Here is a 24,548-nt window from a genome sequence, read left to right as displayed (position 1 = left end):
CACTGCGCACCACCGCGCGCAGCAGCTGCATGATCGCGCGGCCGGTCTCCGAGTCCAGCTGGCCGGTCGGCTCGTCGGCGATGATCAGGTCGGGCAGTCGGTCACCGGCGCCCCGCCGCCGCCCGGCTCGTGCCAGCAGCGGGTGGCGGCGAAGGGATAGTGCGGCAACGGCGCCCGGGAGCGGGCGTAGTCACGGTCGAAGCCGGCCCAGTCGACCTCGGCGCCGTCGGCGTACAGCCGCCCGAGGCTGCCGAGGAGGACCTCCCAGTCGTCGTACGAGGGCCGCAGGCTGGGCAGCGTCCGCACGTCGTCGCCGGTGAGGACCTCGCGCACCAGGCCCAGCAGGGTCGGCGCCGGACCGATCTCCAGGAAGGTGCGGTACCCCAGGTCGTACAGGGCCCGGACCCCGTCGGCGAAGAGCACCGGCTGCCGGGCGTGACGGAGCCAGTAGCCGGTGTCCAGGGCTTCGTCCCACGGCCACAGCCGGCCGGTCAGGTTGGACAGCAGCGGGATCCGGGGCGCGCCGAAGGAGACCTCGTCCAGGGCCTTGCGCAGCGGTTCCAGGACCGGGTCGACCAGCGGGGAGTGCGACGAGGTGGAGATGCGCAGCCGCTTGACCTCCGCGCCGCGGGCGGTGAACGTCCCGCAGACCGCGTCGACCACCTCCCGCACGCCGGAGACCGTGGTGTTGGCCGGGCCGTTGACGGCGGCGACCGAGATCAGGGCTGCGTCGTACCGGGCGAGCTCCTCGGCGACCTCCTCGACCGGGGCGGAGACGGCCGCCATGGCGCCCGACCCGGCGAGCCGCTGGAGCAGCCGGCCGCGCTCGGCGACCAGCCGCAGGCCGTCCTCCAGGGACATCGCGCCCGCGAAGCAGGCGGCGGTGTACTCGCCGAGGCTGTGGCCGATGACGGCGGCCGGCTCCACCCCCCACGAGCGCCAGAGCTCCGCCAGGGCGTACTCCACGGCGAAGAGGCCGGGCTGGGCGTACTCCATGGTGTTGATCAGGTCGGACTCGGCGGGCGGCCCGGGCCGCTCGGGGTGGAGGACGGCGAGCAACGGCACCGGCAGGACGTCCCGCAGGATCTCGTCACAGCGGTCGAGGGTCCGCCGGAAGGACGGCTGCGTCTCGTACAACTGCCGTGCCATGCCGGCCCGCTGTGGGCCCTGGCCGGTGAAGAGGAAGACCGTGTCACCGGTCGCGGCGCCGGCGCCCCCGGCCGGGCCCGGCACCAGACCCTCCGCGGGGTCGTCCCGCACGAAGTCCGCGAGCCGGTCCGCGATCTCCCGGGGCGAGGCCCCGACGGCGGCGAGCCGGTGCGGGAAGTGCGAGCGCCCGGTGTTGGCGGAGAAGCACAGGTCGGCCGCAGCCTCCGGCTCCGCCGTCGCCAGCCGGTCCTGGTAGCGCCGGGCCAGCTTGAGCAGGGAGCTCCCGCTCTTCGCGGACAGGGCCAGCACCGAGAGGGGGCGCCGCCGGTCAGGTCCGGGCGCCGGGCGCTCCGGGGCCTGTTCCAGGATCAGGTGCGCGTTGGTGCCGCTGAACCCGAAGCTGCTCACGCCCGCCAGCCGCGGCGTCCCCTCCCCGGTCGGCCACGGGGTGAGGACGGTCGGCACGGCGAAGGTGGTCCCGTCGAAGGAGATGTGCGGGTTGAGCTCGCCGAAGTGCAGGTTGGGCGGGATCAGGCCGCGGTCGAGGCAGAGCGCGGCCTTGATCAGCCCGGCGATCCCGGCCGCCGCCTCCAGGTGGCCGAGGTTGGTCTTCACCGCGCCCAGGTAGAGCGGCGCGCCCTCCGTGCGGCCGTAGACCTCGGCCAGCGCCGCCACCTCGATCGGGTCGCCCAGCTTGGTGCCGGCGCCGTGGGTCTCGATGTAGCCGAGCCGCTGCGGATCGACCCCGCCGGCCGCCAGCGCGCGGCGGAACAGGTCGCGCTGCGCGGCTCCGTTGGGCGCGGTCAGGCCCGAGCTGCGTCCGTCCTGGTTGACCGCGGAGCCGCGGATCACCGCGAGCACCCGGTCCTCGTCCCGCAGCGCGTCCGACAGCCGCTTGAGCACCACCACGCCGCAGCCCTCGCTGCGGACGAAGCCGTTCGCGGCCGCGTCGAAGGTCTTGCAGCGGCCGTCGTCGGCCAGCATCTCGGGGAACTGCGAGAAGGAGATGGCCGCCTCGGGCGACAGCACCGCGTTCACCCCGCCGCTGATCGCCAGGTCGCACTCGCCGAGCCGCAGGTTCTGGCACGCCTGGTGCACGGCGACCAGCGACGAGGAGCAGGCGGTGTCCACCGAGACGCTCGGCCCGCGCAGGTCCAGCAGGTAGGACAGGCGGCCGCTGGCGATGCTGTGCGCGATGCCCGTGCTGGCGTGGGCCGTGATGTCCTCCGGCTCCCGGAAGAGCAGGCCGGCGTAGTCGTTGCTGCAGATCCCCAGGAATACCCCGGTCCGGCTGCCGGCCAGCGCGTGCGGGGCCTGCCCGGCGTCCTCCAGGGCCTCCCAGGCGACCTCCAGCACCAGCCGCTGCTGCGGGTCCATGGACACCGCCTCGCGCCGGGAGATGCCGAAGAACTCGTGGTCGAAGCGGTCGATGCGGTCCAGGAAGCCGCCCCAGCGGGTACTGGTCCGCCCAGGGCGGCGCGGCTCCGGGTCGTAGAACGCGTCCACGTCCCAGCGGTCGGCCGGCACCTCGCCGATCGCGTCGGTGCCGCCGCTCAGCAGCTCCCAGTACGCATCGGTGTCGGTCACCCCGCCGGGGAACCGGCAGCCCACGCCCACGACGGCGATCGGCTCGGACCGGGCCTGCTCGTAGGCGTCGATCCGGTGCTGCATCCGCTCCATCGTCAGATAGGCGCGTTTCATCGCCGTCATCGACGCGGACCCGCCGTCCCGCGTGGTCCCGTCCCGGCCGGTCTCGTCCCGTGTGGTCATCGTCCCTGCCCCCGCTCGATCGGATCGGCACTGGCGTCGAACTGCTCGGTCCTGGCGAGGAGGAGCGCTTCGAGCTCGCGCTCCGAGAGCTCGTCGAGATCGAGCGCCGGGTCCGGACCCGGACGGGGCCCCGTCGTGGCGGCCGGGGTGTTCCCGGGCTCCCGGACCGGTGGCGGTGCCGCCGAGGCGGCCTCCAGCGGGATGCCCATCCGCTCGGCGAGGAAGGGCACCAGCGCGTCGAGCGTGGGGTACTGCCAGCCGAGCGTCGACGGCAGCGCGACCCCGAGCGAGAGCTCCAGCCGCGAGCGCAGCTCCAGGGTGCGCAGCGAGTCGAAGCCGAGGCCGGCCAGCGGCGTCGTGCCGTCGATCGCGGCGGCGTCCGGGGCGGACCCCTGCTCCCCGAGCACCCGGGCGGCGACGTCCCGGCAGTGCCCGGCCAGCAGGGCCCGGCGGCGCCGGCCCGGCTCGACCGCCAGCAGGTGCCGGCGGATCGCGTCGGCGTCGTCCGGGGCCGGTGCGTCGCCGTCGGGCCGGACCCGGGCCACCACGGCCCGGCTGCCCAGCAGCCGGCCGAGGGCGGCGACGCCCTCGCGGTCGACGCTCAGGGCGGGCAGTCCGAGGGCCCGGCGGTGTGCGGCCAGGGCGTCCAGGAAGGCGCCGACCGCGGCCTCCCGGCCGGGCGGGGCGGTGGGGGAGCACAGCACGAAGAAGTCCAGTTCCCTGGTGGCGGTGGCCAGATGGAGCTGCCACGCGCCGGCGGCCCGGGCCGCGGTGGAGCGCAGGAGCGCCTCGGCCGCCGGCACCGTGCCGTCGTGCGGGCCGTCCGCCGTGCCGTCCGCACCGCCGTCGTCCGTGCCGCCGTCCGTGCCGTCGTCCGGGGTGTCCCCGGTGTGGACGACACCGGCCAGTGGCGGCCCCGAGGCGTCCAGCCCGGCCAGGAGGTCGGCCACCTCCTCGGCGCGGGACAGGTCCACGACCGGCCGTGCGATCTCGACGCCCCGGGACCGCAGTTCGGCCAGCACCCCGGCCGCCCCCGCGGCACCGGCCGAGGCCCGGGCGTCCGGCTCGCCGTCCCCGCCGGGGGAAGGCGCCCCGACCAGCACGATGCGGCGGGCACCCCGGTCGGCGAGCTGCCGGGCGGCCTCCAGGGCCGCGGCCGACGCCCCACCGGTGACCAGGTACGACGCCTCCGCCCGGACGGTCCGGGCCGGGGGCACCGCGATCTCCGGTGCCTCGTCCGGCCGGAGCACCAGCTTCCCGGTGTGCCGGGCCCGGGCCATCCGGGCGAAGACCTCCCGGGCCTCGGAGAACGGGTGGACCGTGACCGGGAGCGGCTCGAACTGCCCGCTGTCGAAGCCCCGCACCACCTCGTCGAACAGTTCGGCGAGCAGCGCCGGCTGCTCGTGGAAGGTGTGCTCCAGGTCGACGGCGAACAGCGAGCGGTTCCGCTTGAGGAAGCCGAGGCCGACCGGACTGTCGTCGTGGATGTCGCGCTTGCCGAGCTCCACGAACCTCCCGCCCGGCGCCAGCAGGGCCAGGCTGCGCCGCAGTGCCTCGCCGGTCAGCGAGTTGAGCACCACGTCGACGCCGCGGCCGTCGGTGAACCCGGTGATCTCGTCGGCGAAGGCCAGTGACCGGGAGTCCATCACCCGCGCCACGCCCAGGTCGCGCAGGAACCGCCGCTTCTCCTCGGTCCCGGCCGTGGCGAGGACCTCCGCGCCGCACCGGCGGGCCACCGCCAGCGCGGCCAGGCCCACGCCCCCGGACGCCGAGTGGATCAGTACCTTCTCGCCCGCCCGCAGCCGGGCCAGGTGGCAGAGCCCGTACACGGCGGTCAGGAAGGCGACCGGGGTGGCCGCCGCCTGCTCGTCATCGAGCGCCGCCGGTCGCGGCGCCACCAGGTGCGCCTCGGTGGTGGTGTACGCCGCGAGCGCGGACGGGACCACCGCCATCACCGGGTCGCCGACCCGGAAGCGGTCGACGCCCTCGCCCACCGCGCTGATCCGGCCGGCGCACTCGACACCCAGCGGGACCGTCCCGGTGGCGCCCGGGTAGGCGCCCATCGCCTTGAGGACGTCGCTGAAGTTGAGCCCGGCCGCCGTGACCTCGATCTCGACCTGGCCCGGCCCCGGCGCGGCCCGTTCCCACCGGGTCGGCGTCAGGCTCTCCAGGATGCCGGGCCGCACGGCCAGGATCCGGTGGTTGGGATCGCGCCGAGGGTCGAACGGCCGCCGCGGCCAAGCCGCTTCGGTTCCGTCCGGGGTGACGTGCGGGACCGGGACGGGGGAGTGGCGGGCCGGGCCGCGCAGGGCGGTCCACGGCTCGTCACCGGGGCGGATCAACAGGTCGAGCAGCAGGTCGAGCAGCCGGGCGGCGTCGTCCCGGGTCGGCTCCGGGTCGAGGTCGACGACGACGGGGCGGAGGCCGCCGAGCGCGGCGGCGGACGCCACGGCCGGTCCCGTCAGCAGTGCCCGGGCGGGCGCGGGAGCCGGGTCACCCTCGACCACCCGCTGGGCGCCCCGGGTCAGCAGCGCGACGCGCGGGCCGCCCGGCAGGCCGTCACGGGCGAGCTCCTCGATCAGCCGCAGGGCCGGGAGGGCGACGCCCTCCCGTTCCTCCGACGGCGGGAACGGTCCGGGGCCGCCCGGGGGCGGGCCGCCGGCGGTGTCCAGGCCCCAGGCGTACACCAGCCCGGTCAAGGGCTCGTCCCCGGCGGCGCGCACCTCCTTCAGCAGCGCGGTGAGATTCTCCGGGCGCAGCGGGTCGATCTCGTGGTGGAGCGGGTCCACCAGGTGGTGGTGCCGCCCGGGGGTGACGGTCACGCAGCTGCCGCCGCGGGCGGTGATCTCGGCGCGCAGCGCCTCGCCGACCCCCGTGCCGTCGGCGAACAGCAGCCATCGGCCGGGCGGGCCGGAGGGCGGAGCGCCGGCGGCGTCGTCCCGCCGTGCCCACTCCAGGGTGACGAGGGGAGGGCCGGCCGGCCGCTCCCGCCCGGCCGCCGGGGCGGTCGCCGGGTCGGTGGCCGTCGCCCCTGCGGCGGCCCCGCCGACGGCGGACCCGGCGGGGACCGGCCCGGTGGCCGGGAGGGGCCCGTCCGCCGGCTCGGGTGCGTGACGCCGCCGCTGCCAGGGGTAGTTCGGGAGGTCGACGACGGCCCGGGGCAGGGCCCGGGAGCCGTCGTCCGCGCCGTCCGCGTCGTCCCGGCCCGGGTCCCGCTCGGCGAGGACCACGCCGGGCGGCGACCCGCCCTCGGCGAGCCCGTGGAGCGCCCGCAGCGCGGACGCCCGGTCGGGTGCGGTGACCCGCGCCTGCCAGCGGTGCCGTGCACGACCGGCACCCACCGTGTACGCGAACGCCGGGTAGTGGCCGTCGTCCGGCAGCGCCGCGAGGCTCCGGTGGAACCCGGCAGCCAGGGCGCGCACCGCCTCCGGCGTCCGCGCCGAGACCACGAAGCCCCGGACCGGCACCGCCGCGCCCGCAGCACCGGCCGGGCCGCCGCCCGCGTTCCCGCCTGCGCTCCCGCCTGCGCTCCCGGCCTTGCCCCCGGCCGTGTTACCGGCCGTGTTCCCGGCCGTGTCCTCGGCCGTGTCCTCGGCCGCGCCGAGGACGACATGGGCGTTGGTCCCGCCCATCCCGAAGGCACTGACCGCGGCGTGGCGGCCACCGCGCTCCGGCCACGGCCGCAGCGCGGTCGGCAGGGTGATGCCGGTGCCGTCGAGGTCGATCAGCGGGTTCAGCGTGGCGAAGTGCACCAGCGGCGGCACCGCGCGCCGTTGCAGGCACAGCACCGCCTTGACCAGCGCGACGACCCCGGCGGCGGACTCCGGGTGGCCCAGGTTCGCCTTGACCGAGCCGACCACCAGCTCGGCCCCGCCGTTGCGGCGGCCCAGCGCGGCGGCGATCGCCTCCATCTCGATGGTGTCCCCGAGCGGGGTGCCGGTGCCGTGCGCCTCCACCAGGCCGATGTCGGCGGGGGCGAGCCCGGCGTCCGCCAGCGCCGTCCCGATCAGCGCGGCCTCCGACAGCACGTTGGGAGCGGTGAAGCCCGTCGAACGACCGGTCTGGTTCACCGCCGAACCGTGGATCACGGCGTGCACCCGGTCACCGTCGCGCCGCGCGTCCTCCAGCCGCTTCAGGACCAGCACGCCGCAGCCCTCGCCCCGGGTGAAGCCGTTCGCCCGGGCGTCGAAGGGGCTGCACCGCCCGTCCGGGGACAGCGTGCCCGCCAGCCGGTGCAGCCGGGTCGCGCGCGGCGAGAGCACCAGGTTCACCCCGCCGGCCAGCGCCACGTCACACTCCCGGCGGGCCAGCGCCTGCCGCGCCAGGTGGACCGAGACCAGGGACGAGGAGCAGGCCGTGTCCACCGTGACCGCCGGACCGGCCAGCCCCAGCGCGTACGCCAGCCGGCCCACCGTGAAGCAGTGGCCGTTGCCGGCGGCCCAGTGGGTGTCCGGCTCGCCCCGGTTCCAGTCCCAGTACTCCTGACCGGTGATGCCGACGAACAGCCCGGTCCGGGCGGCGTCCAGCCGGTCCGGGGGGAGCGCGGCGTTCTCCAAAGCCTCCCAGGCGACCTCCAGCAGCAGCCGCTGCTGCGGGTCGACCCCGCGGGCCTCCTCGGCGCTCATCCCGAAGAACTCCGCGTCGAAGTCCATGACCTCGGCCAGGAAACCGCCCACGTGGGGCAGCCGCTCCCACTCGGCGGCGAACGGCCCGCGCCGCCCTTCGGGCAGCGGACGCACCAGGTCGCGGCCCGCCGCCAGCGCGCTCCAGTACCCGTCCAGGTCGGCGATGCCGCCCGGGAGCCGCAGGCCGATCCCGACGACGGCCAGCGGGCCGGTGCCGTTCGCGGCGTCGAGCTGCGCCCGCAGCTTCCGGACGGTGTCGAGCGCCCTCGTCAGCGGCGTGGGCGCGGCCGCGGTGATCTCGCGCTGTGCCTCCACGGCCCTCAGCCCTCGCCGTCCGTGGCGGCGTCCTCGCCGGCCACCGGGTCACCGAGCAGCCGCTCGACCAGCACCGTGGAGAGCGTCCGGGCGGTGCCGTACGTCCACAGCAGGGTCGGCGACAGCCGCAGCCCGAACGCCGCCTCCAGCCGGTTGCGCAGTTCGAGCCCCATCAGCGAATCCAGCCCGAGCGACTTGAACGGCGTGTCCCGGTCGATCGCCCCGGCGTCCAGCCGCAGCACCCGGCCGGCCAGTTCCTGCACCTTGGCCTCCAGGAGTTCCTGCCACCGGTCCTGCGGGACGGACCGCAGCTCGGCGAGGAAGGCCGCACCGGCCGTCGTGGTGCTCCCGTGCCGGGCCAGCTCCCGCAGTGCGCCCCAGCTCTCCAGGGTCGCGGTGTCCGGGTACGCCTCCAGGTACTGCCGCAGGTCGATCGGCACGTACGCGACGACCTGCTCGTCCCCGCCGAGGAACCCCTCCAGGGCCCGCCACGCCTCCCCGGTGGTGAAACCGGCCATCCCGCGTTCCGCCAGCCGGGCACCCCGGTTGTCCTCCCGGGCGGCCAGACCGACATCGGTGAACGGGCCCCACTGCACGCTCAGCGCGGGGAGTCCGCGCCGGCGCCGGGCCACCGCGAGCGCGTCCATGAAGGCGTTGCCCGCCGCGTAGGCCGCCTGCCCGGCGTTGCCGAACAGCGCCGCCGCCGACGAGAACAGCAGGAAGAAGTCCAGCGGGTCGCCCTCGGTGGCCGCGTCCAGGTTGAGCGCGCCGTCCACCTTGGGCGCCAGCACCCGCCGCAGCTGCTCCGGCGTCAGGTTCTGGACGGTGGCGTCGTCCAGCAGACCCGCCGCGTGCACCACCCCGCGGAGCGGCGGCAGCTGCGCCCGGACCCGGCGCACCGCCTCCGGGTCGGCGACGTCGGCCAGGAAGGTCTCCACCTCCACGCCGCGCGCCCGGACGGCCTCGATCCGCGCCACCGCCTCGGCCGACGGGGCCGAGCGCCCGACCAGCGCCAGCCGGCCCGCTCCGCGCTCCGCCAGGAACTCCGCCAGCGACAGGCCGAGGGCGCCGAGGCCACCGGTGAGCAGATAGGTGCCGTCGCCCCGGAAACGGCCGTCCCGCAGCGGTTCCGGAGCCACCGAGGTGACCGTGGCGGGGTCCGACAGCACGAACTTGCCGACGTGGTTGCCGCGTGACATCTCGCGCAGCGCCTCGGGGGCCTGCGCGAAGGTGTACCGCAGCAGCGGGACCGCCCCCAGCTCGCCCGCGCCGACCCGCTCCCACACCTCGGCGAACAGCCGGGTGAACAGCGCGGGACGGCGGGCGATCACACCGGCGAGGTCCAGCGAGGCCAGACCGATGCCCTTGCGGAACGCGCCGAGGCTCAGCGTGCGCCCGCCGTAGATGTCCTGCTTGCCCACCTCGACGAAGCGCCCGCCCTCCGCCAGGACCTCCAGGCCCAGCGGAATCGCCGCGCCGGTCAGCGAGTTGAGGACGACGTCCACGCCGCGTCCGTCGGTGGCCGCGCGCACCTCCTCCGCCCAGGAGAGGTCCCGGGAGTCGAAGACGTGCCGGATGCCGAGCTCCCGGAGCCGGCGGCGCTTCTCCTCGCTGCCCGCCGTCGCGACGACCTCGGCCCCGAGCAGCCGGGCCACCTCGATCGCCGCCAGACCCAGACCCCCGGCCGCCGAGTGGATCAGCACCGTCTCGCCGGGGGCCAGCCCGGCGAGGTGCCGCAGCCCGTACCAGGCGGTGATGGTCACCGCCGGGATCGCCGCCGCGGTGGCGTCGTCCATCGACTCCGGCACCGGGTGGGCGTGATCGGCCCGCACCGTCTGGTGCGAGGCGAGCGACCCGCCGGCGGTGCACGCGACGACCCGGTCGCCGGGGGCGAAGCGCGACACCCCCTCGCCCGTCCGGGTGACCACGCCCACACCGTCCAGGCCGAGCAGCCGGGCGTCGGCCGTCGGGTCGGGGTAGGTGCCCATCACCTTCATCACGTCGATGAAGTTCAGCGCGGCCGCGCTGACCGCGATCTCGACCTCCCCGGGGCCGGGCGCGCGCCGCTCCAGCGGGCGGAACGCCAGCCCGTCCCAGGTGCCCTGGTGAGAGGGCGCGAGCCGGAAGGGCTGCTGCTCCACGGAGCGCCAGGCCGGCCGCGCCGGGTCCTGCCCGGCGTCCTCCGGCGTACCCGCTCCCCGCACCAGCCGGCCGACCAGCCGCTCCCCACCGCGCAGCACCACCTGGTCCGCGCCCTCGGCCGCGAGCAGCTCCGCGGCGCAGTCCGCCGACCAGCCGCCGTCCGCGGACCCGACGTCGACGAGCACGGACCGCAGCTCGGGGTGCTCACGGCGGAGCACCCGGCCGAAGCCCCAGTAGAGGGCCGCCCCGGGGTCGCAGTCACCGGCCACCGCCGGCACGGGCTGCGCGTCGGCCGTGACCACGGCCAGCCGGGGGACCAGCGGGCGGGACGTGCAGGCCCGGACCAGCGCGGCCAGCGCCGCCAGGCCCTCGCGCCGGGCCCGCGGTCCGGCGTCGGCGCGCGGGGCCAGGAAGACCACCCCGCCCAACTCCTCGACCGAGCCCAGCTCCTGCGCCCACGCCTCGGTCCGCGCGGCCTCCTCGCCGGCGACCGTGCGGACCACGGCGCCGCCGCCCCGCGCACCCAGGGCCCCGACCAGCTCCCCGGCCGCCGGGTCACCGGGTGCGCCGACCGTGCAGACCGCCCAGCGGCCGGTGAACCCGGCGGCCCCGCCGCCCTCCGCGTCCGCGCGGGCCTCCGGCCGGTACTCCAGCCGGTGCACCCGGTCGGCGTCCGCGACGGACGGGTCGGCCGTCGCCGCGAGGGTCTGCATCCGGAGCCCCTCCAGCGTCATCAGCGGCCGGCGGTCCGCGTCGAACAGGAACAGGTCGACCCTGCTCCGGTCGCGCCGCACCGCGTGCGACCACAGCGCGGTGACCGGCCCGGCCAGGTCCTGGTGCAGGTGGACGCGGTGCACCCCGACCGGGACGGCCGCCTCCTCGCCCGGGTAGAGCGGGACGGAGGCCTGGAGCGCGCCGTCCCACAGCGCCGGGTGGAGCCGGTGCGGGTGGCCGCCGGCCAGGCAGCCGTCCGGCAGCCGGACCTCCGCCAGGCTCTCCTCCGCGCCACCGCGCAGCTCCACCACGCCCTGGAACGCGGGACCGTAGTTCAGCCCCCGCGCCGCGCAGTCCGCGTAGAACTCCGCGGCCGGCACGGCGGCCAGGCCCAGCAGCTGCCCGGGGAAGGCCGGCACGCCCGTGGCCGTGTCGTCCGCCAGCACCCGTGCCGTGGCGTGCCGCACCCAGCCGTGCGCGCCCGCCTCCAGCGAGGAGAGGGTGAAGCTGCCGCCGCCCGTGAGGTCGTCCCGCCAGCCCAGACCGACCGTCACCGGTTCCTCGGTGAGCGTCAGATCGCTGTGGAAGGAGACGTCCGCGAGCGTGCGGTGCGGGCCGCCGGTCCGCGCCAGCGCCGTCCGCAGCGCCAGCTCCAGCATCCCCGTGCCGGGCAGCACCACCGCGTCGTACACCCGGTGGTCGCGCACCCAGGGGATGTCCGCCGGGGCCAGCTCCAGCGTCCCGTTCCAGGCGCCCTGCTCGGCCGTCGAGGGGATCAGCACCAGGTCGTCCCCGGCGCCGTGAGCCGTGCGTCGCCGGACCGTCTCCACCCAGTGGGAGGTGCGCTGCCACGGATACGGCGGCACCGGCGCCCAGGCGTCCCGCGGCAGCCCGTGGAACGGTTCGAGACCGCTGACATAGGCCCGGGCCAGCGCCTCCCGGACCAGCTCCGACGAGCTCCGGTCGCGCCGCAGGGTCGACAGCACCTGCGGCGGGACCGGACGCTGCGCCGCCAGCTGTTCCAGGGACGGGGCGAGCACCGGGTGCGGGCTGATCTCCACGACGTGGGTGACACCGGTGTCGAAGAGGCGCTCCATCGCGTCGGCGAACATCACCGGCCGGCGCAGGTTGTCCATCCAGTACCGGGCGTCCAGCTCGGGGCCCTCCACCGAGGCCACCCGCACCGTCGACATCAGCTCGACGTCGCCCGGGCCCGGACGCACCGTCCGCAGGGCCGCCAGCAGGTCGTCCTCCAGCTCGTCCATCTGCGGGCTGTGCGAGGCGTAGTCCACGTTGACCAGGCGGCAGAACGTCCCCTCCGCCTCCAGCAACTCCTGGAGCGCCAGGACCAGTTCGGTGTCCCCGGAGAGCACGCAGCTGTTGGGCCCGTTGTTCACGGCGAGGGACACGCCCTCCTCGAACCCGGACAGCGCGGCCTTGGCGGCGTCGAGGTCGAGGTCCACCGCCAGCATCCGGCCCCGGCCCGAGGTGCGCCGGGCGATGGCGCTGCGGCGGGCCACCACCATCGCGCCGTCCTCGTACGACAGGATGCCCGCCGCCGTGGCCGCGGTCACCTCCCCCTGGCTGTGGCCGATCACCACGTCCGGGACGACGCCCGCCGCCCGCCACACCTCGCACAGACCCAGGGAGACCGCCCACAGGGTCGGCTGCAGCATGTCGATCCGCGACAGCCACTCCTCGCCGGCCTCGCCCGACACGACCCGCACCAGGTCCCAGTCGACGTACGGCTCCAGGGCCTCGGCGCAGCGGTGGATCACCGCGGCGAACACCGGGTCGGACGCCAGGAGTTCACGGCCCATGCCGTGCCACTGCGAGCCCTGCCCGGGGAAGACGAAGGCGGTGCGGCCCCGGTCCGCGGCGCGCCCGGTGAACACCTCGGGCCCGGGGGAGCCGGGGTCGGCGGCGAGCCGGTCCAGCTGCGCGACGGCCTCGGCGGCGTCCGAGGCGGTGAAGGCCGCCCGGACCGGGAGCTGGTCGCGCTGCCAGGCCAGCGTGCCGGCGAGCGCCGGGAGCGGGTGGGCGCCGGAGGCCAGCGCGTCCCGAAGGTCCCGGGCCCGCTGCGCCAGCGCCGGTTCCGAGTGTGCCGAAAGCGGCAGCAGGACCGGTGCGCCCGGCCCGGGGGAGGAAGCGGAGGAGGCTGACGAGGGCGCGGGGTGCTCGGGGGTGGGTGCGGGGGCGGGCGCCCGGGTCAGCACCACGTGGGCGTTGGTGCCGCCCCACCCGAAGCTGCTCACCCCGATGAAGGCCTGGTCCCGGGCCGGCAGCGGCAGGGGCTCCCGGACGACCCGCAGGTTGAGTTCGTCGAACGCGATCTCGGGGTTGAGCTCGGCGGAGTGCAGGCTCGGCGGCACGACCCCGTGCCGGAGCGAGAGCAGGGCCTTGAACAGCCCCGGGATGCCGGCGGCGGCCTCCAGGTGGCCGATGTTGGTCTTCACCGATCCGATGGGCAGCGGGCCCGCGTCCGCGCTGCGGGCCTGCCCCAGGACCCGGCCGGCCGCACCGGCCTCGATGGGGTCGCCGAGTGCGGTGCCGGTGCCGTGCGCCTCCAGGTACGCCACCCGGTCGGCCGGGATGCCCCAGTGCCGGTAGGCGTCGCGGAGCAGCTGCTCCTGACCCCCCGGGCTCGGCGAGACGACGCTCTGCCCGCCCCCGTCGTTGTTCACGGCGGTGCCCGCGATGACACCGTGGATCCGGTCGCCGTCCGCCAGCGCGCGGGCGACGGTCTTCACGTACAGGGCGCCGACGCCCTCGCCGCGCACGAAGCCGTTCGCCCCGGCGCCGAAGGCCTTGCAGCGGCCGTCCGGCGACAGCCCGCCGAAGTGGGTGAGGCCGATCGACGCGGTCGGATCGAGCATCAGGGCGACGCCGCCCACGATCGCGGCGTCGACCTCGCCGGCGCGGAGCGCCTGGGCGGCGAGGTGCGCCGCCACGAGCGCGGAGGAGCATCCGGTCTCGACGACCAGGCTGGGCCCGGTGAGCCCGAGGAAGTAGGAGACCCGGGCGGCGATCATGTCGAGCGCGTAGCCGGGGGCGGTGTGCTGGGTGACGCCGCTGCCGCTCTTCCGGCCGACGTGCTCGTAGTCGTGCCACCCCGCGCCCACGTAGACGCCGGTCCGGGTGCCGGCCAGCGTGCGGGCGGGTGTCCCGGCATCCTCCAGGGCCCGCCACGCGGCCTCCAGCATCAGCCGCTGCTGGGGGTCGAGCATCTCGGCCTCCCGGGGGGAGATCCCGAAGAAGGTGGCGTCGAACCGGTCGACGTCGTCGAGGAATCCGCCGACGGCCTGGATCTCCCGCTGCGGGTCGAGTTGCGCGGTGGCGTCCCAGCGGGTGGCGGGGACGGGGCGGATGGCGTCGCCCTCTTCCAGCAGCAGGCGCCAGAAGCTCTCGACGTCCGGGGCTCCCGGGAACCGTCCTGCCATGCCGATGACGGCCAGGGCCTGGGTCGGGTCCTGGACCACGTGATCTGCGTGCATGTCCTCTTCCTCGGCATCCGTGGTGAGCCGGCTCGGTCGGGAGCCGGCTCCCCGGGCGGCAGGTGCGCGGGCGGGCAGGTGCGTGGGCGAGCGGGGTGCATGGGCGAGCGGGGTGCGTGGGCACGGAGGCGTCCGTCGGACGGGTGTCCGGACGGGCACGTGTCGGCTCGCTCCGGGGGCGATGGGCCGGGGACGGGCCGGGTACGGTGAGGTCGCCCGGCCCGGGCGGGTGAGGCCCGGAGCGCGTGCGGCGGGTGAGGGTCGTCGCGTGCGGGGAGAGGCGGCCCGGTCGGGCCGGTCGTGCGGTGCCTGGGGGGCGGACGCCGGGGGGCCGGCGTACCCGTGCGGGGCGATGCGGACGGCGGTGAGGGGTCACGGGGCGGACGGCGGACCGGCGTCGGCGCGGACGCACACCGCGACGGCCGTCGATCACCAGTGCGCATGGTGGTCCGGGCCGGTTGCGGCGGACAAGGCTTTGACCTGCTTTTACTGACACTTGTCACGTCCATGCGCCGGGGAGGTCGGGTCGGCGGGGGAGCCGGGATACGTTGAAGGGTCACCAGTGACACGCGTAGACCCGCAAAGGTCCAGCAGGCAGGCCCCGGATCCGCCGGTCCTGCTGAGGACATGTCCGCTCGCGGACGTCCGGATCCGTCGACGGGGCCGGAGGACCGGCCACACACTGGGCGCGGACCGGATCGATCACCATGAGTTCCGTTCACGGGATCCCAGGGGGGACCTAGTGATGACCATCCGTGTGTTGATAGCCGACGAGCACCTGCTTCCCCTGGAGGCGATCGCCGAGGTGCTCGCGGCCGTGTCCGACTTCGAGGTCGTCGGCGCGGTGAGCAGGAGCTCGCTGATCGTCCCGATGGCGGTGCGCCGGCGGCCCGACGTGGCCGTGCTGGGGATGGGCACCGCGCAGGGCGGCTTCCGTCTGGTGCGGGAGCTGGGCAAGCGGCTGCCCGACTGCCGGGTCGTCATCATGACGGCACGGCCCACCAGGGCTCTGGTGGACCGTGCCGTGTCGGCGGGGGTCCTCGGGGTCATCCCGAAGCAGACGAGGATCCCCCGCCTGGTCGACGCCATCCGGGCCGCCGCCGCGGGCGGCCGGGCGACCGCGTCCGCGCAGCCGTCCCCCCGGGCGCCGGTCGCCGATCAGGTCCTGAGCAACCGCGAGCGCGAGATACTCCGGCTCACCGCGACGGGCGCCTCGGTGAAGGAGGTGGCCCGCGAGCTCTATCTGGCGACGGGAACGGTTCGCAACCTCACCTCGTGCGCGATGAGGAAGCTCGACGGGAGGAATCGGTTCGACGCCGCGCGGATCGCCTTCGAACGGGGACTGCTCTGAGGGCGTTCGTCTCCGGAACGTCCGTCTCCGGAACGCCCCTCCCGGGGCCGGACTTTTCCGGAACGGCTTTTTCCGGAAGGAGGATTTCCGGAAGGGAACTTTCCGGAACGGGAGTTTCCGACGAATGGCGACTGCCGCGGCCGGAAGCGGGGAGCCACCCGGATTTCACGGTGCCATTGCTTCCTGTTCGAGAAGTCCGAGCCGGGTGGCCCGCACCATGCCCGTGAGTCTGTTGTCCGTCTCCAGAACGCGGAGGATGTCGGCGACGAAACGCCGCACCGTCCGGTCGGAGTACCCGAGATGACGGGCGATGGACTTGTCGGTGGCCCCGGCGGCCATCATGCGCAGCACCAGCCTGTGGGTGTCGGTGAGGACCGGCGCCGAACCGGTGGTCCTGCGCCGGCGGGTGTACGGTGCGGCGGTGGACCAGCTGTGCTCGAAGACCCGGGTGAAGATCTGGGCCAGCAGGCCGCCGTTGATCACCACGTTCCGGCGCAGCCCTTCGAGGTGCGACTGGGTGGCGACCTTCTCCTGGTCGAGGATGACCAGGCGCAGCGGCAGCGACTCGGCGGTCCTGATCTCGGCGCCGGACTCCTGGAGTGCACTCACGTACGCGGTGGCGGCCGGGCTGTCGAGGGCCGAGGACGGCGCGATGAGCCGGTAGCGGACTCCCCGTCTGAGCAGCTCGACGTCCTCGCGGAGGCAGAGTTCCAGGGACTCCTGTTCGGTCAGCGTCGGCAGCATCAGCGACACCTCGTACCTGCTGGACGCGTGCAGGTCCCCCAGTCTTCGGCGCAGTTGGTCCCTGGACGCGATGACCTCGACCGCCAGGCCCTCCCGCTCGGACGCCGGCATGGTCAGGAACCCGTTCGTCAGGTCGGCGATCAGGTCGTTGGTGCGGGTGAGTTCGGTGATGCGTTCCTGCTGATCGGCGAACAGGCGTCTCAGGACGCTCTGCGGGGTGGCGACCGGGGTGGTCGAGTCCCGGTCGAGGAGGCCGTTCCCGGTCAGCCACTCCACGGCTTCGTGGACCTGGTCGAGTTCGAGGCCGAGGTTATCGGCAATTTCTTCGTGGCATATGCCGCCGTTCTCGGTGCGGAGAAGTGAGTGGTAGACGCGGTACGCGAAGCGAGCGCCGATCTCGGTTGCCGCGGTCATCGCCGTGTACTCCAGCCGTAGATACGGATCATGAGCGGGGACGCGTGGTTGAGCACGAAAGAAATCCGGAGCGCCTGGCCCCGGCTGGCGACATTACTTGAACCACTTGACCGCCGGTCAAGGGGGCGCGGACGCGGTACCGGTCGTGCGACGGGCGACAGAAAGGCCGCCCGTCGGGAGGGGCCCCAGGTCAGTGGCGGTCCCCGGGGGGCGGCGCCGGAATCAACAGGGTGTTGTTCGCATGCACTCGGCGAGTGCGGGGGTCGAGGCGGTCGCATCCTCCCGCGCCCGGGCCTGCCGCTGCCGCCGGTGCACCGCCCTCGGACTCACCCGCGGCCTGCGGACGCCCTTCACGGTGGGACGCCTCCGGTGACCGGTCCGGCCGCTTCGCGGGCGGTCGCCGGGGGTGGTGGGCGCCGCCGGACGAGATCGATCCGTCGTCTGCGAACTCCCGTGCCGGATGCGGCACTTTTCGGAGCACGCCCACCGAATCCCTCCGAGCGGTCCACCACGGCGTCTCGGCGCCGGCCCGCGCGAATTCCGTCACGGACACCCCGGCGCCCTGCGGCGGTCCTCTGCCGCGACCGGTTTCCCCGCCGTGCTCCACGCGGATCCACGAGCGCGTCACCGGCGTCCTCCATGTCTCGGCGCCGCATCGTCTCCCGTCTCGCGACACCCGAACCGGGCCGGATTCCGGGGCTGTCGGCCGCCCGGCCTGTGCCTGTTCCGGGCGGCCCGGTCGGACGATCCGTCGTGGCCGCGAGCCCGTACGACGGAATTCGGGCACCTGGCAGGACCGAATGCGCGCTTTTCCGGAGTAACCTGGAAGGTGCCGGAGAACTTACCGGCAGGACGCAATCGCGAGGAGGATCATGTGCAGACTGGTGGAGCAGGAGCCCTGATTCTGCGACTCGTGATCGCGAAATCCCAGCCCAGCCGTTCGGCCGGGAGATGACGGGATTACCGAGATGCCGGGGGGCGCAGGTGACAAATCCTGTTGTTCAGCGTCAATGCAGGGTGTGGGCCGTTTTCGCAGAGATTGCGAAGGCGGCCTTTTTGTTCGTTCGTGACGTGGTGGTCGCCGTGATCCCTTCGGGCAGCGCCACGCTCACGCGGCCGGCCGGTCTCCCGCCCTCAGCTCGGTGGCGATCTGACGCCGGCCGGACACGAACGCCTCCAGGACCACCCCCGCACAGATCAGCAGGGCCAGGCCCGCGGTGGGCAGCAGCACCGGCATCAGGAGCGGGGTGAGCGAGCCGCGGGCCTCGGAGCCGACCAGCAGCGACAGGTCGAACGCCGGGCCGAGGAGTCCGACCGCCGCCGCCGCGACCACCCCGCCGCACACCGCCGCCGCCAGGGTCTGCGGGATCGTCTCGGTGATGATCAGCGCCAGCCCCTGGCGGGGGCGCAGACCCATGGTGCGCAGCCGGGCGAGCAGCCCCGCGCGGTCGGGGGACGCCCGCAGCAGCGTCAGCAGGACGGCGAGCAGCGCGAATCCGGCCCCGGCGGCGACCGCGGACCGGAACAGCCGCGCGGCGGAGCGCTGGAGCGGGTCGGCGGCGAGTTCGGCGTCCACCTCGCCGCTGGTGCGCACCGTGTACCCGGCGGGCACCTTGTCCGGGTCCTCGCTGACGGCCCGGGCCTCCTCGCGCAGGAGCCCGGCCACGCCGGTCACCTCGGTGAGGCCGCGCTCCATGACCAGGGACCTGAGCCGGCCCGGGTCGATGTCGCCGGCGGCGAGCCAGCTGGTGGCCCCCGCGAGCGCGGGAACCCGTGCGACGGAGGGTCCCGCGGGCACGACGACGAACGCGCGGACGGCGTCCGGGATCGCGGGAGTGGCGTCGACGCGACCCACGACGCCGGTGAGCAGTTCGCCGCCGGGGACGCGCAACCGCTGCGGGCCGTCGGACAGTTCCCCGGCGAGGCCCGTGCTGACCAGCGCGGGCACCGGGGTGTCGGGGCCGCCGTGCGGGCCGGCCAGCACGGCGGGGTCGAAGGTGCCGGCGCCGGTCGTCCGGGCGATCTCGGCGTACGCGGCGGGCTCGGCCACCACCAGGGTGACCTGGAGGGCCGTCCGGCCGGAGCGCAGGACGTAGGTCTGCCCCTCGACCCGGACCGCGGTCGAGGCCCGCACGCCGGGCATGGCCGAGGCGGCCGAGGTGAACGCCGCCGGGAGGGTGGCGTCGAGCGGGACGGACACCGCGGCATCACCGCCCACGGCCGTCCGGGCCGCCTGCAGCCGGACGCCGTCGAGGGTGGCGAGCACGGTGGTTCCGAAACCGGCGGTGCTGACGGCCAGCAGCAGGGCGAGAGGTGCCAGCACCGCCGGCCGGTGGCGGCCCGAGGCGTCGCGGGTGGCCCGGGCGAGGCCGAGGAAGCCGGTCAGACCGCGGCCGTGCCGGGCGAGCAGGGCCAGCCGGCCGGCCACGAGCGGTTGGACGCGGGCCAGCAGCAGGCCGCCGGTGAGCGCGAGCAGCAGGGGCGCGGTCACCAGCAGCGGGTCGGTGCCGGTACCGGGGGCGAGGCCGCGCCGGCGGACCTCGACCACGGCCGCGACGGTGACGGCCAGGACGGCGAGTTCGCCGACGATCCGCCGCCGGCCGTTCCCACCGGCGGCGGTGCGGGCCCGGCCCAGGGGGAGGACGGCCCGGACCGGGAAGGCCAGGACCGCGAGCAGGGTGGCGGTCACGGCCGCGAGTACGGCCGCGCCCCACCGGGGGGTGGGCAGCAGCGTCAGCGCGAGTGCGGTGGCGACGGCGGCGGCGGGCAGGACGGTCACCGCGCCCTCGCCCAGCAGCCGCAGCAGGATGCCCGGGCGTGAACCACCGCGGGCCCGGAGCAGCCGGATCTCGGCGGCGCGCCGGTCGGCGGCGAGGGCTGCGGCCAGGCAGAGCACCACGGTGGCGACGCCCGCGACGCCGGCCGGGCCGATCGCCGCGAGCGGGGCGGCGGCCTCGTACCGGGTGGTGGCGCCGGCGAGGACCTCGGTCAGGAAGGTGCTGAACTGGAGCTCGGGCCGGTCGGTCACCTCGGCGACCTTGAGGGAGCCGGGCCCGGACAGGTACGAGGCGAGCGCGGAGCGCGTCTCGGCGAGCCGGTCCGCGCGCAGGGCGTGGGGGTCGATGGGCAGGCGCCAGAAGTTCTCCCCGCCCTCGCCCCAGGCGGCCAGCGCGGACAGGTTCTCGCCACCGGTGAACCCGCTGGTCACCCACCGGATGCTGCCGTCCTCCCGGATCTTCAGGCAGGCGCGTTCCGGGCAGGTGAGGACCTCCCAGAAACGGTCGTCGGGGTCGTCGGCGCGGTAGAGCCCGACGATCCGGGCGCGGGCCGGGCCGCCGTTGTCGACGAGGTCGCCGATCCCGGCGTGGACGGTCTCGGCGGCGGCCCGGCTGAGGACGACGGGCAGGGGCTCGCCCGGTGCCGAGGGGCCGGGCCAGACGCCCTCGGTCAGGGTCGCGTGTTCGGCCAGGCCGTGCAGGTAGAGCACGGAGAGCACGGGGGCGTCGCCGTGCGGGCGGTCGTACCCCTCGTTCAGCATCGGCCGGTCGATCCGGGCGCGGGTGCCGTAGTTCTCGCCGTCCCGGGTGAGCGGGAGGTTCGGGGTGATCTGTTCGACCAACCGGTCGCGCAGGGCGTCGAGTCGGGCGCCGTCCTCGCCGGGCCGCGGAGCGACGCCGGCCTGCAGGGTGGTCCCGTTGACGCCGCGGTCCAGGACGAACTGCCGCAGCGCGCCGTCCGCGCCCCGGTCGGCGGCGCGCGGGAGGGCCACCGCGAGGAAGACGGTGAGGAGCGTGAGCACGGCCGTGAGCAGGGAGGCGACGGGGGCCGAGCGCAGCCGGGTGCGGACCCAGGGCGCGGGCCGGTGGGCGTCGGTCGGGACGGGCGCGGTGGCGCCGGCCTTGGTGGTCACATCTCCTCCACGGGGCGCCGCCGGGCGGCCACGTTTCGACGGCGGCGGCCCCGTCCGGCAGGGGCGCACGGCACAGCGGTCACCGGATAGCGGACGATCTTTTCAGACGCGGTCCGGGAACGGAAGGTGTGTGCGTGAAGGGGTAGGCAGGTCTGAATTCCCCGCACGGGCGCGGCTGCACCTTCGGGCATCGGGCATCGGGCGTCCGGTACGTCGCGCGAGGACGCCGGACGCCGGACGCCGGGCCCGGGCGGCGGCCTCGGCGCCCGGCCCTGGTCCGCGTCCGACCCCACCGCGCACCCCGGCGCACCCCCGTGCGGTGCCTCCGGTACGTCCCCGCACCTGCCCACGGCCCTGCGGGCAGCCACTACCGCCCCGCGCGCGGATCCGGCATGATCGGCGAAGGCGAACCGACGGGGGACGGCGGCGCACATGGCACGGCGACGGCACACGGGCGAGCGTCCCGACGCAGCGGACCTCGACGGGCCCGAGCCCTGGGCCCGACCGGCGGAGACCGGCGCGGAATCGGTGACGCCGGAGGAGCGGGCCGGGACCGAAACCCAGCGACACACCGGCACCGAGCGGCGCGCCGCGGACCGGGCCGACGCCCCCGACGCGGGGATCCTGTACCCCGTCGTCGGCGTGATCGTCACCGACCCGGAGGGACGGATCCTGCTCGTCCGCCGCTCCCCGGACGAGATCCCGGCCGGGATCTGGGAGATCCCCGGCGGCAGCGTCGACGAGGGCGAGGACGTCGAGGACGGCGCCCGGCGCGAACTCGCCGAGGAGACGGGCATCGCCGGTGCCGAGTTCACGGGATACGCCGGGGCCGTCGACTTCACGACCGTCCACGGCCTCCGTGCGCGCCGGCACGTCTTCACCGCCCGGGTCCCCGCCGGGCAGCCGGTCGCCCTCAGCGACGAGCACGACCGCTTCACCTGGGCGGCACCGGGCGACGAACGGGTCGCCGCGCTCCGCACCCCGCGCCCCTGACCGGCGGCGGCGCACCCGTCCGCGCCGTCGGGCGTCAGGAAGGCGTCAAGGACGGGCCGGTGGGCGTAGACCGTGCGTCAAGGGGGCGGCGCCCGGCCCGCGGCGGGTCTCCACTGGAACTGCGGGCCCCCGACCGGTGCCCGCGACCCCACCGGAAGGACGCCCCCCATGAGCGAGATCCAGGCCGTCGCCACCGCCGTCACCGTCGCGAGGCCGCCGTACGGGACCGGCCGGAACGTCCCGGCGCGCCGTGCCGACCGGGCTCCGGCCCGTGAGATCCGCCCGGTCCGGGGCGAGGGCGAGGGCGAGGGGGAGGGCGCAGACACGGGCGCGGGGCCGACGACGGGTCCGGGCGCGGACGAGGCCGTGGACGCCGACCGGCGGCCGCGCGGGCGTGCGGCGCACTGCCGGATCGCCATGTGGTACGTCGACTGACGCCGTCCGCAGCCCCCCGCGAGGCCCGCCCCGCCGCACCCCGAGACCCTGACAGCAGGAGCCGTACGCCATGACGAAGCAGGTCACCGCCCCGTTCACCGCCCCTGCCACCGCCCCGTTCGCGGTCCCGCTCGCGGCCCTCCCCGCGCCCGGCGCCGCTCCGGCCGCCGCTCCCGTCCGACCCTCCGGCCCCTCGGCGGTCGGCCGGACGGGAGCGGCCGAAGCGGTCGGCGCCGGACCCTGGCCGGCCTCGGCGCGCCCGGGACGCGGCGGGGACCTGACGGTCGGGGGCGTGTCCCTGGCCGAGGCCGCCGACCGCTTCGGCACCCCCCTCTACGTCCTGGACGAGGCCGAGGTGCGTGCCCGTGCCCGCGCCTTCCGGCAGGCCCTGCCGCAGGCCGACGTGCTCTATGCGGCCAAGGCCTTCCTGTGCAGCGCGATGGCCGACTGGGTCTCCGAGGAGGGGCTCGGGCTGGACGTCTGCTCGGCCGGTGAGCTCCGGCTGGCGGTCGCGGCGGGCTTCCCGGCCCGGCGGATCGTGCTGCACGGCAACGCCAAGACCCCGGAGGAGCTGAGGCTCGCCCGCCGCCTCCGGGTCGGCCGGATCGTCATCGACGGGCCCTCGGAGATCTCCCGGCTGGCGGCCCTGGTGGCGGCGGACACCCCGCAGCGGGTGCTGGTCCGCGTGGTCCCCGGGATCGCCGCCGGTCATCACGAGGCCGTGCGCACGGGCGTGGGCGGCCAGAAGTTCGGCTTCCCGATCGACGGCGGCGACGCGGCCGACGCCGTCGCCCGGGTGCTGGCCCAGCCCGGCCTCGACCTCGCCGGCCTCCACTGCCACCTGGGTTCCCAGATCACCGAGGTCGAGCCCTACCTCGCCGCCGTGGACACCGTCGTGCGGTTCCTGGCCGGGGTACGGGCCCGCCACGGCGTCGAACTGCCCGAGCTGGACCTCGGCGGCGGCCACGGCATCCGGTACCTGCCGGGGGACGACGAGCTCGACCCCGCGGACTTCGCCGACCGGGTGACCGCCCGGCTGGCCGCCCGCTGCGCCGAGTCCGGCCTCGCCGTGCCGCGTCTGGTGGTCGAGCCGGGCCGCGCGATCGTCGGGCCGGCCGGGGTGGCGGTCTACCGCGTGCTGTCGGTGAAGCACACCGCCGACGGCCGGGTCTTCGCCGCCGTCGACGGCGGCATGAGCGACAACCCGCGGCCCTCGCTCTACGGCTCGCCCTACACCGTCCGGCTGGTGGGCCGGCCCTCCGACGCCCCGCCGGCCCGGGCCGACGTGGTCGGTCGGCACTGCGAGGCGGGCGACGTCCTGGTCCGGGACGCCCGGCTGCCCGCCGACCTGCGCGCCGGTGACCTGCTGGCCGTCCCGGCGGCCGGCGCGTACCAGCTCTCGATGGCCTCCGGCTACAACCTGGTCGGCCGCCCGGCCGTCGCCGCCGTCCGTGACGGCCGGGCCCGCCTGCTGATCCGCCGGGAGACGGTCGAGGACTTCCGGGCCCGTGAGGTGGGCCGCTGACCTGCGGGCCGCGTGCCTCCGCCGCCGTCCCGGGACCCCCCGTCTCCCGGGCGGGAGCGGCCCGCTGCCGTCGCCTCCTGGGCCGGTCCGGTCGGGCGACATCGGATTCGTCTGATTACCAGCCCGATCAGCGGGCAGGCGCTCCGACGGTACGGAACTGCTGTGCCGCTCGATTCGGAAGGAGACTGTTGTGAGCACCGTGAAGGAGTCCATCGACGTGGACGTCCCGCTGCACAACGCCTACAACCAGTGGACGCAGTTCGAGGAGTTCCCGCGCTTCATGGACGGAGTCGAGGAGGTCCGCCAGACGGACGACCGGCACTGCCACTGGACGACGAAGGTCGCAGGCGCCCGCCGAGAGTTCGACACCGAGATCGTCGACCAGCTCCCCGACGAGCGGATCGCATGGCGCACGGTGGGCGGTGACGTCCAGCAGATGGGCGTCGTGACGTTCCACCGCATCGACGACTCGCACACCACGGTGAGTCTGGCCATGGAGTTCGAGCCGCACGGCATGGCCGAGAAGGCCGGCGCGATGCTCGGCGTCCTGGACCGGCAGGTCAAGGGCGACCTGAAGCGCTTCAAGGGCTTCATCGAGGAGCAGGGTCGGGAGACCGGCGGCTGGCGCGGCCGGCTGGCGCCGGACGGCAGCGGCGGCCCGGTCGGCGGCGCGGACACCCCGGCCGCCGGTGGCGGCCCGGTCGGCGGGACCGGCGACGCGCCCGTGCGGGAGACGCCTCAGGCCCGGATGACCGGCGAGGGCGCACCGCCCGCGCCCGACGGCCGGGACGACCCCCGCCGGGGCTGACGCCGCGGCGTCAGGACACCCGCGCCCGCACGACCACGTTTCCAAGGGCGGACGGGGGGCCCCCGGGGGGGGGGGCCCCCGCCCCCCCGGGCGCGGGGGGGGGGGCGCGTTTGGGGGCGGCCCCCGCGCGGGGGGGGGGGGGCCCGCCCCGGGCCCCCG

General features: G+C 75.8%; 9 protein-coding genes and 2 pseudogenes. 5 read left to right on the top strand and 6 right to left on the bottom strand.

Features of this window, described 5'->3' with window-relative positions:
* From ABZY91_RS35230 to ABZY91_RS35215, 4 genes and pseudogenes are all read right to left on the bottom strand, one after another.
* Window positions 1-94, bottom strand: a pseudogene (locus tag ABZY91_RS35230) (ABC transporter ATP-binding protein); the annotation flags it as partial.
* Entirely contained in the window at window positions 85-2,919 is a 2,835-nt protein-coding gene (locus tag ABZY91_RS35225) for a type I polyketide synthase (protein WP_355407474.1), read from the bottom strand. The pseudogene ABZY91_RS35230 and the gene ABZY91_RS35225, both read right to left, overlap by 10 nt.
* On the bottom strand, window positions 2,916-7,859 hold the full coding sequence (locus tag ABZY91_RS35220; protein WP_355407472.1) for a beta-ketoacyl synthase N-terminal-like domain-containing protein: 4,944 nt from the start codon (window positions 7,857-7,859) through the stop codon (window positions 2,916-2,918). The genes ABZY91_RS35225 and ABZY91_RS35220 overlap by 4 nt, the downstream gene beginning before the upstream one ends.
* Before the next feature lie 5 nt (window positions 7,860-7,864).
* Window positions 7,865-14,209 carry a type I polyketide synthase gene (locus ABZY91_RS35215; protein ID WP_355407470.1) on the bottom strand — a complete coding sequence of 2,115 codons (6,345 nt, stop codon included), beginning with the start codon at window positions 14,207-14,209 and terminating at the stop codon, window positions 7,865-7,867.
* A gap of 745 nt (window positions 14,210-14,954) precedes the next feature.
* Here ABZY91_RS35215 and ABZY91_RS35210 point away from each other — a divergent pair.
* Window positions 14,955-15,560 carry a response regulator transcription factor gene (locus ABZY91_RS35210; RefSeq protein WP_329881444.1) on the top strand — a complete coding sequence of 202 codons (606 nt, stop codon included), beginning with the start codon at window positions 14,955-14,957 and terminating at the stop codon, window positions 15,558-15,560.
* 165 nt (window positions 15,561-15,725) lie between these two features.
* On the opposite strand, the gene ABZY91_RS35205 is transcribed toward ABZY91_RS35210, so the two are convergent.
* Both ABZY91_RS35205 and ABZY91_RS35200 read right to left on the bottom strand, forming a co-directional pair.
* On the bottom strand, window positions 15,726-16,718 hold the full coding sequence (locus tag ABZY91_RS35205) for a LuxR C-terminal-related transcriptional regulator (RefSeq protein ID WP_355407468.1): 993 nt from the start codon (window positions 16,716-16,718) through the stop codon (window positions 15,726-15,728).
* A 1,108-nt stretch (window positions 16,719-17,826) separates the two neighbouring features.
* The gene (locus tag ABZY91_RS35200) at window positions 17,827-20,628 is read right to left on the bottom strand and encodes a hypothetical protein (RefSeq protein WP_355407466.1); all 2,802 of its coding nucleotides are present in this window, start codon (window positions 20,626-20,628) and stop codon (window positions 17,827-17,829) included.
* Between the two features lie 432 nt (window positions 20,629-21,060).
* Between ABZY91_RS35200 and ABZY91_RS35195 the strand changes: the two genes are divergently transcribed.
* The 4 genes and pseudogenes from ABZY91_RS35195 to ABZY91_RS35180 all read left to right on the top strand — a co-directional run.
* Window positions 21,061-21,621, top strand: a complete 561-nt coding sequence (locus tag ABZY91_RS35195) for an NUDIX domain-containing protein (protein ID WP_355407464.1) — start codon at window positions 21,061-21,063, stop codon at window positions 21,619-21,621.
* 168 nt (window positions 21,622-21,789) lie between these two features.
* Entirely contained in the window at window positions 21,790-22,056 is a 267-nt protein-coding gene (locus ABZY91_RS35190) for a hypothetical protein (protein WP_355407462.1), read from the top strand.
* Between the two features lie 70 nt (window positions 22,057-22,126).
* A complete protein-coding gene (gene lysA / locus ABZY91_RS35185) occupies window positions 22,127-23,581 on the top strand; it encodes a diaminopimelate decarboxylase (RefSeq protein WP_355407460.1) in 1,455 nt (484 codons plus the stop codon).
* 190 nt (window positions 23,582-23,771) lie between these two features.
* Window positions 23,772-24,224 (top strand): annotated as a pseudogene (locus ABZY91_RS35180) (SRPBCC family protein); the annotation flags it as partial.
* Between the last annotated feature and the right edge of the window lie 324 nt (window positions 24,225-24,548).

Source organism: Kitasatospora sp. NPDC002965, assembly GCF_040611255.1.
GTDB lineage: Bacteria > Actinomycetota > Actinomycetes > Streptomycetales > Streptomycetaceae > Kitasatospora.
This window is presented reverse-complemented; position numbering and strand designations above follow the sequence as displayed.